This is a genomic window from Klebsiella sp. GW_Kp181, assembly GCF_040062315.1.
GTDB classification, from domain to species: Bacteria; Pseudomonadota; Gammaproteobacteria; order Enterobacterales; family Enterobacteriaceae; genus Klebsiella; species Klebsiella oxytoca.
In genome coordinates this window covers 64006-76737 of record NZ_JBEAFR010000087.1, presented here as the reverse complement: position 1 = coordinate 76737, position 12732 = coordinate 64006, and the positions used below count along the sequence as shown (strand labels likewise).

11 protein-coding genes and 1 other annotated feature are annotated in these 12732 nt (G+C 54.9%); of the genes, 4 read left to right on the top strand and 7 right to left on the bottom strand.

Going from position 1 to position 12732, the window contains the following annotated elements:
* Positions 1-66: 66 nt before the first annotated feature.
* On the bottom strand, positions 67-312 hold the full coding sequence (locus tag ABLV11_RS26765; protein WP_126488984.1) for a DUF2543 family protein: 246 nt from the start codon (positions 310-312) through the stop codon (positions 67-69).
* A gap of 205 nt (positions 313-517) precedes the next feature.
* The gene (locus ABLV11_RS26760) at positions 518-1138 is read right to left on the bottom strand and encodes a LuxR C-terminal-related transcriptional regulator (RefSeq protein ID WP_004101364.1); all 621 of its coding nucleotides are present in this window, start codon (positions 1136-1138) and stop codon (positions 518-520) included.
* Between the two features lie 342 nt (positions 1139-1480).
* On the opposite strand from ABLV11_RS26760, the gene ABLV11_RS26755 reads away from it, so the two are divergent.
* Positions 1481-2335, top strand: a complete 855-nt coding sequence (locus ABLV11_RS26755; RefSeq protein WP_348856052.1) for a helix-turn-helix domain-containing protein — start codon at positions 1481-1483, stop codon at positions 2333-2335.
* A gap of 584 nt (positions 2336-2919) precedes the next feature.
* On the opposite strand, the gene trpA is transcribed toward ABLV11_RS26755, so the two are convergent.
* From trpA to ABLV11_RS26730, 5 genes are read right to left on the bottom strand one after another with little or no spacing between them, the layout of a single operon-like run.
* Complete coding sequence (trpA, locus tag ABLV11_RS26750) at positions 2920-3729, bottom strand: tryptophan synthase subunit alpha (protein ID WP_004101366.1); 810 nt, start codon at positions 3727-3729, stop codon at positions 2920-2922.
* On the bottom strand, positions 3729-4922 hold the full coding sequence (trpB, locus tag ABLV11_RS26745) for a tryptophan synthase subunit beta (protein ID WP_004101367.1): 1194 nt from the start codon (positions 4920-4922) through the stop codon (positions 3729-3731). The genes trpA and trpB overlap by 1 nt, the downstream gene beginning before the upstream one ends.
* Before the next feature lie 9 nt (positions 4923-4931).
* Positions 4932-6290, bottom strand: a complete 1359-nt coding sequence (gene trpCF, locus ABLV11_RS26740) for a bifunctional indole-3-glycerol-phosphate synthase TrpC/phosphoribosylanthranilate isomerase TrpF (RefSeq protein WP_348856050.1) — start codon at positions 6288-6290, stop codon at positions 4932-4934.
* 3 nt (positions 6291-6293) lie between these two features.
* Positions 6294-7889 carry a bifunctional anthranilate synthase glutamate amidotransferase component TrpG/anthranilate phosphoribosyltransferase TrpD gene (gene trpD, locus ABLV11_RS26735; RefSeq protein ID WP_348856048.1) on the bottom strand — a complete coding sequence of 532 codons (1596 nt, stop codon included), beginning with the start codon at positions 7887-7889 and terminating at the stop codon, positions 6294-6296.
* Positions 7889-9451 (bottom strand): anthranilate synthase component 1, encoded by a 1563-nt coding sequence (locus tag ABLV11_RS26730; RefSeq protein ID WP_348856047.1) that lies wholly within the window; start codon positions 9449-9451, stop codon positions 7889-7891. Before ABLV11_RS26730 ends, trpD begins: the two co-directional genes overlap by 1 nt.
* Positions 9452-9487: 36 nt before the next feature.
* Positions 9488-9583 (bottom strand) — a sequence feature (Trp leader region).
* A gap of 227 nt (positions 9584-9810) precedes the next feature.
* Here ABLV11_RS26730 and rnm point away from each other — a divergent pair.
* The 3 genes from rnm to rluB all read left to right on the top strand — a co-directional run bounded on the left by rnm (position 9811) and on the right by rluB (position 12590).
* On the top strand, positions 9811-10680 hold the full coding sequence (gene rnm / locus ABLV11_RS26725; protein WP_004112415.1) for an RNase AM: 870 nt from the start codon (positions 9811-9813) through the stop codon (positions 10678-10680).
* Between the two features lie 9 nt (positions 10681-10689).
* Positions 10690-11310: an L-threonylcarbamoyladenylate synthase gene (locus ABLV11_RS26720; protein ID WP_004101372.1), complete on the top strand. Its 621-nt coding sequence runs from the start codon at positions 10690-10692 to the stop codon at positions 11308-11310.
* A gap of 392 nt (positions 11311-11702) precedes the next feature.
* The gene (gene rluB / locus ABLV11_RS26715; protein ID WP_004101377.1) at positions 11703-12590 is read left to right on the top strand and encodes a 23S rRNA pseudouridine(2605) synthase RluB; all 888 of its coding nucleotides are present in this window, start codon (positions 11703-11705) and stop codon (positions 12588-12590) included.
* Positions 12591-12732 lie beyond the last annotated feature (142 nt).

Genomic DNA, 12732 nt, shown 5'->3' with positions numbered 1-12732 from the left:
GTCCGCTGCCGCGATTGCCGATGCGTCATTTGCCGCAATCAATCCGCGGAACGTCCGCGTCAACCGCTACTCATTACCCCATTTATTCAGGAATATCGCTATATCATCGATCCGCTGTTCATCAATCCCCGCCTGTATGGCCATCTCTCCCTGCGCCTCCTCGCTGATTTCCTCGTTATTCATCAGCCGCGTAATCAGCAGTTGAAAATAGCGCGCCAGGGGCTCACGTTCTGACTCGCTGACGGGCTCGGCGGACTCCTTCGAATACTCATCCGCAATGTCGTAATATTTCAGTGGTACTTCTTCGTGCATAAATCGCTCCCGGGATAGAGGTTGTGCCTGCGTTTACTGCACTGAATACTATCATTCCTGTAGGGCTTTATCTCGGGAGCGCGCTGAAAAAAGACGGTATGGTCGGCACCGGGCCTGGCCGGCCTGTGACGGCAGGCGTAGCGGTATTGACGATCTCTTGTTAGTGGCTACAGGTTTTGCAAAGATCCCTCAGATGAGTGGATAGCTAAGAAATAAATTGTTTTCTTTTATTCAATACATGCATGAATTTATTAAGATCCTGAGTGCCTTTTATTTTAAAATCATGCATAACGTTTTTTTTATGCGAGTACACGGTTTTATAGTTGACTTTTAACTCACGGGCTATTTGCATTTGGTTCAATCCAAGACTGAGAGCATGTATTACTTTTGACTGCGCATGGGTTATTGATTTACATGGGCAGTTGATACAAAGATTTACCTTTGGTGCAATATCTTCATATCCTCTTAATAAAAATAAATTTATATGAATGTATATTTTCCCCGTAATCACAGGAATTGAATCGGATTTGTATAAAAATAAACAATCTTTTGTGCAGTTAGGGATTTCACTTTTGGAAGATACGCTTTTTTTCTCTTGAAGAATAAATAGCAAGCTTTTTTCTTTTTTATATTTCAACTCATCATGGCACAAAAAGATCTCTCCAGGTTCCATTTCGGTGAATATGATATGTGCTTGTGCAATGTTGCTTTGAGTGTACTTATCTTCAAAGATAACGTTTTCGTCTGTGGTGATGGATTCCATAACCATTTGTTTTATAGCGTGTTTTGAGTAGACGTTTTTGGTATTGATCAAAATATTAAGCATACATAGATTCACATAGTTATTAATATATGCACTCTGATTTAAAAGAATGCCGGTAAAAATATAGCTGTTAAAAAAGTGAGCTTAATAGTCGCGATCTGCTTTTAAAGTTTAAAATAAGATATTGTAGGTCTGCAAAAAAAGCAACATTTGTCTGCAAAATGAGATTTGAGATATTTTTTCTAAGAAAAATCTTATTTTTCATATGGCTGGGGTTTACAGGCTCCATTTTTGTGAATGCGCTCCGCGATAAATTTTTATTATGCACAAAAAGCTTAGTGTCAATACTTAATTACTGGTAAAATACCAGCGGGCTAAAATTTGATATGGATGTCATTTACCGCAATGAAAGAAAATGTTTTTAATGAAATAGTTGAATGGATTGAGTCTCGCCTGACAATAAATCCATCGGTCGAAGATATCGCCCGTGGCGTGGGATATTCGCGGCGTTCAGTTTATAATATATTCCATGAATATGCCGGACTGCCTGTCGGCAAGTATATCAGAATGCGCCGCATGACGCTTGCTGCCGGTAAACTCAGGCTGACTCACCAACCTATTTCATCTATTGCCTGCTCACTGCATTTTGACTCTCATCAAACCTTTTCCCGCGAGTTTAAAAAAGCCTTTGGTCGCTGCCCCAGCCAGTATCGACATTCAGCATACTGGGATATGTCGGCGCTCTATCAGAAGGTGGGGCCGCAGGGCGACAGACTGCCTGTACCCTGGCTTTGTTTTCTCGAAGAGCAAACCTTTTCTGGATACGGCTTCACCTATACGCTCTCCCTGGCCGAGGGTATCTGCGCCAGGAAAAATGTCACCAGGCGGAAAATCGCGGTGGAAATGTCGGGCGGCGAGCGAGACATCTATATCCTCTCTGAATTCTCACCTGCCGCCAATAATCTCTATAAAGTGACCATCGGCAGTTTTATTGGTGCACCAGTGAGCTCACGGGAACGCCCTTTCCGCGAGATAAGGGTCGCTAAGCGGGGTTTATACCTGGGCATGGAATTTAGCGGTAGCTGGGAGGATTATGTTTTACTGTCAAATAATGTTTATATGAAACATCTTCCTGAGCTCGGGCTGTATCGCCGCGAGGGCTACGATATCGAACGTTTTGTTCAGCCGCAAAACGTGACGTCAGGTAACGATCGGCCTTATTACACCATCCAGTATTTTGTCCCGGTGGCCTATCTTTAGCGATTGGCTCACGCTTTCTGCCGCCATTAGTGGTGCCCGCAAGGTATGACGCCAGTCAGGCCCTGCATTAACACGAGAGACCGCAGCTATCCACATTCGTACAGAGTTGGAGGGTTGGCAGACAGCTTTCCTGGTAATAGGTGTTTCGGATCGCGGCTGGAGGCCGCGTCCGGCGCGCTATCGGGAGGGACATACTGGATGTCGGCCGAAAAAAAGCCCGCACAAGTGCGGGCAAAAATACTGGAAGCAATGTGAGCAATGTCGTACCGAATACCTGAGTTGTTTACTCAACTATTCGGTAATGAGAAAGATAATATTTCTCATTTAAGATATCAACCCCAATTTTTGTGCGGCAGCGATCTTTTTACATTGAGGTGTTCATCGGGCATTTACAGGCTGCTATCCCCCTTGAAGCCGTCCCGTTCATAAAAGGATGTCTCTCGGGCGCAAAAACGGCCGATAGCTATGATGTTGGCCGGATGGCCGCAAGAAGAGGTGATGGCGCGGTTTCGTCTGACGCGTAAATACGCCGACAGCTTACCGCTGAAATAACCGCCCGGCCCAGGGCCGGACGGAAAGCATCATCAGGCGGCTTTAGTGGCGGCTTTCAGACTGCGGGCGAAGGTCTTTAATTCTGCCAGCATGGCCTGCGGGTCGTTCACGTTGCGCTCGATAATTTTGACGATGGCAGAGCCGGAAATCGCCCCGGCCGCGCCTGCGTCAATCGCGGCGGTAACCTGCTCCGGCGCCGAGATGCCAAATCCTTGCAGCGGCGGGGCGGCGTTGTACTCGGCCAGCTTTTCAATCAGATGATGCAGCGGCAGCGCGGCGCGGTTTTCCGCACCGGTTACGCCCGCCCGCGACAGCAGGTAGGTATAGCCGCGCCCGTAAGAGGCGATCTGGCGCAGCAGATCGTCATCGGCATTCGGCGGGCAGATGAAAATCGGCGCGATATTGTGGCGCAGCGCGGCCTGGCGGAACGGCGCGGACTCTTCAACCGGCACATCGGCCACCAGCACCGAATCGACGCCAGCGCGTTCGCACGCGGCGTAGAATTCATCGATACCGGGGCTGAACACCAGGTTGGCGTACATCAGCAGCCCGACTGGAATCGTCGGGTGCTTCTGGCGAATCGCCGTCAGCATCTCGAAGCATTGCGCGGGCGTCACCCCGGCGGCAAAAGCGCGCAGGGTGGCGTCCTGGATCGTCGGGCCATCCGCCAGCGGGTCAGAGAAAGGAATGCCCAGCTCCAGCGCGTCGGCACCGGCTTCAATCAGCGTATCGATAATTTTCAGCGACAGCTCAGGATTAGGGTCGCCGAGGGTGACGAAGGGAACAAACGCGCCTTCCCGGCGAGCTTTCAGTTGTGCAAACAGCGTCTCATAACGTTCCATCAGATTTCCCCTCGCGCTTTTAAAATATCGTGTACGGTGAAGATGTCTTTATCGCCGCGGCCGGAGAGGTTAACCACCAGCAGCTGCTCTTTTTCCGGGTTTTCGCGCATCATTTTTAGCGCGTGCGCCAGGGCATGGGAGGATTCCAGCGCCGGAATAATCCCTTCATGGCGGGAGAGCGCTTTAAAAGCATCCAGCGCTTCATCATCGGTAATCGACACGTAATCGGCGCGACCAATGCTGTTTAAATAAGCATGCTGCGGGCCAACGGACGGGAAATCCAGACCGGCGGAGAGGGAGTAGGACTCCTCAATCTGCCCCTCATCGGTCTGCATCATCGGCGATTTCATACCGAAGTAGATGCCCACGCGGCCGTGCTTAAGCGGCGCCCCGTGTTCGCCGGTTTCGATCCCATGTCCCGCGGGCTCCACGCCAATCAGGCCAACGGCGGTGTCGTCGATAAAGTCAGCGAACATGCCGATAGCATTGGAGCCGCCGCCAACGCAGGCGATAACCGCATCCGGCAGGCGTCCTTCTTTCTCCAGGATCTGCGCTTTAGTCTCTTCGCCAATCATGCGCTGGAATTCACGCACGATGGTCGGGAACGGATGCGGGCCAGCGGCGGTGCCAAGCATGTAGTGGGCTTTTTCATAGCTGCCTGACCAGTCGCGCAAAGCCTCGTTACAGGCATCTTTCAGGGTGGATGAGCCGCTATGTACCGGGATCACTTCCGCACCCATCAGGCGCATGCGGAAGACGTTCGGCGACTGGCGTTCGATATCTTTGGCGCCCATATAGATGCGGCACTTCAGGCCGAGCAGGGCGCTGGCAAGGGCTGAGGCAACGCCGTGCTGACCGGCGCCGGTTTCGGCGATAATTTCCGTTTTGCCCATGCGTTTTGCCAGCAGCGCCTGGCCGAGCACCTGGTTAGTTTTGTGTGCGCCGCCGTGCAGCAGATCTTCCCGCTTCAGATACAGGGTCGTGCGCGTACCTTCGGTGAGGTTACGGCATTGGGTCAGCGCCGTCGGGCGACCGGCGTAGTTTTTAAGCAGGTCGCTAAATTCGGCCTGGAATGCCGGGTCTTTCTGCGCGCTGACGAAGGCTTCTTCCAGCTGGCGCAGGGCAGGCATCAGAATCTGCGGAACGTACATCCCGCCGAATTCGCCGAAATAGGGATTCAGTAAAGTACTCATTGTTGCTCCTTAATATGCGCGCAGCGTTTGAAACACCGAGGCCAGCTTGCTGGCATCTTTAATACCCGGCTGTGACTCTACGCCTGAATTAAAATCGAGTCCGGCACAGCCGCTTTTCGCGGCTTCCACACAGTTATCGGCGCCGAGGCCGCCAGCCAACAGAACGTTACGCAGATCCTGGCCTTGCAGCAGAGACCAGTCGAAACGCTGGCCGGTGCCGCCCTGACCATTGTCGAGAACGTATTTGTCGACATGATTCAGATTGCGCGGCGGTAGCGTTTCGCCAACGCTGAGGGCTTTCCAGATTTGTACCTTGCCCGGTAATTCGGCGCGCAGGGCGTCGATATAGGCCTGGTCTTCGCTACCGTGGAGTTGCACAGCGGCTAAGCTCAGATTTTTCGCGCGGGCAATCACTTCCGCCACCGGCGAATTGCGGAACACGCCGACATAGCTCAGAGGCGCGCTGGCAATTACCGCTTGCGCCTGAGCCTCGTTCACCGCTCGCGGCGACGTCGGAACGAAAATCAATCCGCCATAGATCGCGCCGGATTCATATGCCACCTGGGCATCCTGGGGGCGGGTCAGGCCGCAGACCTTATTCTCACCGAGCAGCACGCGTTTTACGGCGGCGTTCAGATCGTCATGCTCCATCAGGGCAGAACCAATCAGGAAGCCGTTGGCAAAGTGGCTTAATTCGCGCACTTCAGCATAAGTATGGATGCCGGACTCGCTGATGACCGTGACGCCATGACCGAGGCGGGGTGCCAGGGTGCGGGTGCGGTTGAGGTCAATCGACATATCGCGCAGATCGCGATTGTTGATGCCGACCACTTTAGCCTTCAGCGCAATTGCGCGCTCCAGTTCCTCTTCATTGCTCACTTCGGTCAACACGCCCATGTTCAGGCTATGCGCGACGGCGGAGAGCTGACGATACTGCTCATCGTCCAGCACCGAAAGCATCAGCAGACAGGCATCAGCCTGGTAGTAGCGCGCCAGGTAGATTTGATAAGGATCGATAGTAAAGTCCTTACACAGAATCGGCTGCGGCGCGACCTTGCTGACCATCGGCAGAAAATCGAAGCTGCCCTGGAAATACTTCTCATCGCAAAGCACTGAGATAGCCGAGGCATAGTGCTTGTAGACGCCGGCGATGGCCGCCGGGTCAAAATCTTCGCGAATCAGGCCTTTTGATGGCGAGGCCTTTTTGCACTCAAGAATAAATGCGGTGCGGGTGCCGGCGAGGGCATCGTAAAAATTGCGCTTCGTCGGTACCACTTCATTTTGAAAACTGGCTAACGGTTGTTGTTGTTTGCGGGCTTCTACCCAAATCGCTTTGTCGGCCACGATTTTTGCTAAAACGGTCTGCATTATTTACCCTCTTGCCGCTAATGCGGTCACTCTGTCATAGGCCGCTCCGCTGTGCAGCACATCGATGACTTGCTGCGCGTTGGCCTTCAGGTCTTCGTGTCCATGTAAACGCATCAACATGGCGACGTTGGCGGCAACGGCGGCTTCGTGAGCGGCTTCACCTTTACCTTGTAGTAAGCGCGTAAGAATGTCACGGTTTTCTTCCGGCGTGCCGCCTGCCAGCTGCTCCTGATGGTACGGCGTCAGGCCGAAGTCGGCGGCGGTCAACTGGTAGCTCTTGATCTCACCGTTGCTGAGCTCCGCGACCACCGTCGGCGCGTGCAGCGATACTTCATCCATACCGCCGCTATGTACCACGGCGGCTCGCTGGTAGCCCAGCACGCGCAGGGTTTCCGCAATCGGCAGCACCAGTTCCGGACTGTAGACGCCAATCAGCGCCAGCGGCGGATGCGCCGGGTTGATCAGCGGCCCGAGCACGTTGAACAGGGTTCGGGTTTTGAGCTGCTGGCGTACCGGCATCGCGTGACGGAAACCGGTGTGGTATTTCGGCGCAAACAGGAAGCAAACGCCCAGTTCATCCAGCGCCTGGCGAGATTTATCGGCATTCATATCGAGATTGATACCGAATGCTGCCAGCAGGTCGGAAGAACCGGACTTGCTCGACACGCTGCGGTTGCCGTGTTTGGCGACCTTCAGGCCGCAGGCGGCAGCCACAAACGCGCTGGCGGTTGAAATATTGATACTGTTGCTGCCGTCGCCGCCGGTACCGACGATATCGGCAAACGGATAATCCGGACGCGGGAACGGCGCGGCGTTTTCCAGCAGCGCGGTAGCGGCGCCGGCGATCTCCTGCGGATGCTCGCCGCGTACCTTCATGCTGACCAGCGCGGCGGCCAGCTGCTCAGGCTTCACTTCGCCGCGCACCACTGCGGAAAACAGCTGGTGGCTCTCCTGCTGGCTCAGGGTTTCTGCCTGATACAGTTTTTCCAGAATCGGCTGGAGGGTATTCGTCTGTTCCAGCTTCTGCAGCGCCCAGGCCAGAGTCTGTTCCAGCAGACGCGCCCCCTGGGTGGTCAGAATCGATTCAGGATGGAACTGGAAGCCGCAGACGCGATCCGCGTCGTGACGCACCGCCATGACCATGCCGTTAAAGTGGGCGTTGATCGTTAGTCCGGCCGGGATATTGCTGCCCACCAGCGAGTGGTAGCGGGCGACCGGCAGAGGATTACTCAGACCGGCAAACATCGCCTGGCCGTCGTGTTCAATGCTTGAAGCCTTGCCGTGAAGGATTTCACCGGCCTGGCCGACGTAGCCGCCGTAGGCTTCAACAATCGCCTGGTGACCGAGGCAGATGCCGATAATCGGCAGCTTACCGCGCATGCGGGTCAGCAGCTCCGGCATACAGCCCGCTTCGCTCGGGGTTCCCGGGCCAGGGGAGAGCATCAGTACTGGATTGTTCATGGTGCCGATGCGCTCAATCAGCGCCTGCGCCGGGACGGAATTGCGATAAATCACCACGTTATGGCCGTTCGAACGCAGCTGGTCTGCCAGGTTATAGGTGAAAGAATCGATATTATCGAGCAGCAGAATGTCGGCCATTAGAAAATCTCCTTCGCGTGGTGGGCCTGGGCGATAGCGCGCAGCACCGCGCGAGCTTTATTGCGGGTTTCATCCGCTTCTGACTGGGGAACAGAGTCGAGCACGATACCGGCGCCGGCCTGCACCGTGGCGACGCCATCCTGCACGTAGGCAGAACGAATGACGATGCAGGTATCGAGGTCGCCATGGGCGGTGAAGTAGCCCACCGCGCCGCCGTAGCTGCCCCGGCGCTTGCCTTCGGCAGCGGCAATGAGCTGCATGGCGCGCACTTTCGGCGCTCCGCTGAGGGTGCCCATATTCATACAGGCGCGATAAGCATGCAGAACGTCGAGATCGCTGCGCAGCTCGCCAACCACGCGGGAGACAAGGTGCATCACGAAGGAGTAACGGTCGACTTTGGTTAAGTCGGCAACATAGCGGCTTCCCGGCGTACAGATGCGCGCGAGGTCGTTACGCGCAAGGTCAACCAGCATCAGATGTTCGGAGAGCTCTTTATGGTCGGTGCGCATCTCCAGCTCAATACGGCTGTCGAGATCGCGATCCAGCGAACCATCGGCGCGGCGGCCGCGCGGACGGGTACCGGCTATCGGGTAGATTTCAATCTGACGATTGCTGGCATCGTACTTAAGCGAGCTTTCCGGCGAAGCGCCGAACAGGGTGTAGTCGTTGTCCTGCATAAAGAACATGTACGGACTGGGGTTGCTCTTTTTCAGCACATCATAAGCGGCCAGCGGCGACGGACAGGGCAGCGAGAAGCGGCGCGAAGGTACCACCTGGAAAATCTCGCCCGCGCGGATGGCGCGCTGCATTTTACGCACCACGTCGCCGTACTCTTCGTCGCTCTGGTCGCAATCGCAGCGCATCTCGGCTACCGTCGTCACTGGCAGCGGCGCCGGCGGCTCGTTCAGCTGTTGACGAAGCTGAGCGATGCGCTGCAGCAGACGCTGCTTTTCGCTTTCCAGCGGGGTGAACAGGCTCGCCTGAATGCGTGTGTTTTTAGTCTGATGGTCGATAACCAGCAGCGTTTCCGCCAGGTAGAAGCAGTAATCCGGGCAGGCAGTGTCGCTTTCCAGCGGCGGTAGGTTTTCAAAGCCGGCGACGAGGTCATAGGCGAACAGACCGCCGAAGAACATGGCTTCGCGTTCGTCCTGCGGTACGGTAATCAGTTCCTGCAGCAGGCGAAAGGCGTCGAATACCGACAGTGAACACAGACGGGCATCTTCATCTAACAGCGCGCTGACCGGCGGGAAAGTTAATACCCGACCGTTTGGCTGACGCTGGTTATTAATGCCTGAAGGCAGAGCGCTGTCCAACAGCTCCAGCAGCGCCGTGCCGTTGGCGGAAAGTGCGTGAATAGTGACAGTGTCACCTAGTGCGGTAATACGCAGCGCGCTATCCACCAGCAGCAGGCTTTTCAAATCATCCTTACTGTCGATATCCGCGGATTCCAACAGCAGGGTGGCGGGACGCGCGCCGCATAGCTGGTGGAATAGCGCCGTCGGGTTTTCCCGATAGATGGCGTCGCTGGTGAGAAGCTCGAGTGCCGGTTTTGATGTTTGCATTATTTGTTGTCGCCTGTTCGCTGTAATAATTTGTCCAATAAAAAGCCCGCTCATTGGCGGGCCGGGTATCTGTATGCTGAGTGCAAAACGCGATCACGCCGCCCGATAACAGGAGGTGCGCCACCAGCCGTGCAGAGTGATGAGTTGCGTTTTCATTGATGATACCCCTTCATGTGAACTTGCGTACTAGTTAACTAGTCCGAGAGATTAAAGTCAACCCCCGTTTGCAGATTTTCTCTATCAGTCGGTATGATGATGCGCTTATTACTATCCTTAATCCCTTAAGCTGCAGAACATCAGTCAATCTGCTTGTGACTTAAAGTATGACGGGTACAGGTTCATGTCCAGCAGGAGTCATCTTGAGCAACACCAACTACGCAGTAATTTACGACCTGCACAGCCATACCATCGCCTCTGACGGGCGACTGACTCCAGAAGAACTTGTCCATCGCGCGCATCAGATGCGCGTCGGCACCCTGGCGATAACCGATCACGATACCGTGGCGGCGATCCCCGCGGCCCGGGCGGAGATTGAACGCGCCGGTTTACCGTTGACGCTGATATCCGGAGTGGAAATCTCCACGCTGTGGGAAAACCATGAAATCCATATTGTCGGGCTGAATATTGATATCGCCCATCCGGCGATGACCGCGCTGCTCGATGAGCAGAAAGCGCGCCGCCAGATGCGGGGACAGCAGATTGCAGAGCGGCTGGAAAAAGCGCGGATCCCTGGCGCCTGGGAAGGGGCGCTGAAGCTGGCTGACGGCGGCGCGGTAACCCGCGGCCACTTCGCCCGCTTTCTGGTGGAGGCCGGCTATGCCAACAATATGGCTGACGTTTTTAAGAAGTATCTGGCGCGCGGGAAAACCGGTTACGTTCCGCCTCAGTGGTGTACAATAAAACAAGCGATTGATGTCATTCATCATTCCGGCGGTAAAGCGGTCATTGCCCATCCCGGACGCTACGACCTCTCTGCCAAGTGGCTGAAACGATTGTTGGCCCACTTTAGCGAGCAGGGAGGCGATGCGATGGAAGTCGCCCAGTGTCAGCAGGCGCCGCACGAGCGGGCTCAGCTTGCCGCTTACGCCGTGCAGTATGGCCTTCATGCCTCGCAGGGGTCTGATTTTCATCAGCCCTGTCCGTGGATCGAGCTGGGCCGCAAACTTTGGCTACCCGCTGGCGTAGAAGGGATCTGGCGCAGTTGGGAAGTGGCCGTAGAACAAAATTGAGAGGGAAGTATGAGCCAGTTTTTTTATATCCATCCGGAAAACCCACAGGCGCGGTTGATTAACCAGGCGGTGGACATCGTGCGTAAAGGCGGGGTGATCGTCTATCCGACCGACTCCGGCTACGCCTTAGGCTGCAAAATTGAAGATAAAGGCGCGATGGAGCGGATTTGCCGAATTCGTAATCTGCCAAACGGCCACAACTTTACCCTGATGTGCCGCGATCTGTCCGAGTTGTCGACCTATTCATTCGTCGATAACGTCGCCTTCCGTCTGATTAAAAATAATACGCCGGGTAATTACACCTTTATCCTTAAGGGCACCAAAGAGGTCCCGCGCCGTCTGCTGCAGGATAAGCGTAAAACCATCGGTATGCGCGTACCGTCAAATCCGATTGCCCAGATGCTGCTGGAAACGCTCGGCGAGCCGATGCTTTCCACCTCGTTGATGCTGCCGGGCAGTGATTTTACCGAATCCGACCCGGAAGAGATCAAGGATCGTCTGGAGAAGCAGGTAGACCTGATTATTCACGGCGGCTATCTGGGACAACAGCCGACCACGGTTATCGATCTTACTGAAGACGTACCGGTGGTGGTGCGTGAAGGCGTGGGTGACGTGACGCCGTTCCTGTAATGGCCCTGTCTCCAGGGAAGGAAGGGGATACAGCGAACACCATCTTGCCGTTTGCTTTATACTGACATTCAGCGCTGCCTGATGTTTTATCCACTTTAAAAGAAGCTATGATGCCGCCTGGCATCTGTCTGCTTGCCATGCGCCTGCACCGAGGCGCGTGGTAAGTTGTGCTATGTGCGTAATGCAAAGAAGCATTCATCCTCAAGTTCGTGTACCATGTTCGGCCACGCGAGAGGCGTGTCTCTGTTATGTCTGCTGCGGTGACATAAAAAAACGACACGAGCCGATGCATCATTTATTTACAGAACAGGGTGTTAGGTTGAATTCTATCCGACTCCCTGTTTTTCGAAGTATACCAGACGCCTGGGAAGGCGACACCTTAAGGAAGCTCCATGAGCGAGAAATTACAAAAAGTGCTGGCCCGCGCTGGCCACGGCTCCCGCCGTGAAATCGAAGCCAAAATCGAAGCTGGCCGCGTCAGCGTCGATGGCAAAATCGCCACCCTTGGCGATCGCGTTGAAATTGTCCCGGGTTTAAAAATTCGCATCGACGGTCACCTGATTTCGGTGAAAGAGTCTGCGGAACAGATTTGTCGCGTGCTGGCTTACTATAAGCCGGAAGGCGAACTCTGTACCCGTAATGACCCGGAAGGACGTCCGACGGTGTTCGATCGCCTGCCAAAGCTGCGCGGCGCGCGCTGGATTGCCGTCGGCCGACTGGACGTTAATACCTGCGGTCTGCTGCTGTTTACCACCGACGGTGAGCTGGCGAATCGCCTGATGCACCCGAGCCGCGAAGTGGAACGTGAGTACGCGGTGCGCGTGTTCGGGCAGATCGATGATGACAAGCTGCGCCAGCTGGCTCGCGGCGTGCAGCTTGAAGACGGCCCGGCGGCGTTTAAAACTATCAAGTTTACCGGCGGCGAGGGGATCAACCAGTGGTACAACGTCACCCTTACGGAAGGCCGTAATCGCGAAGTTCGCCGCCTGTGGGAAGCCGTTGGTGTGCAGGTCAGCCGCCTGATCCGCGTGCGCTATGGCGATATTCTGCTGCCGAAAGGCCTGCCGCGCGGCGGCTATACCGAGCTGGACCTGGCGCAGACCAACTACCTGCGCGAGCTGGTCGAACTTGCGCCGGAAACCAGCTCTAAGGTTGCGGTTGAAAAAGACCGTCGCCGTATGAAAGCGAACCAGATTCGCCGTGCGGTTAAGCGCCACAGTCAGATGGGCAATAATAATAACAACCGTCGCTCCAGCAGCCGTAATAACGGTAACGGTTAATAATTTCAGTTCCGGCGGTTACCGCCGGAATTCTTCCTCCTGTGACTCCTTTCACACTTCTGCATAAAGACAAAAAACAGGAAATCCCCGGACAAATAACGCAAAGCGGTGCGCCAGGCAACGCCATATACTGAGGCCACTG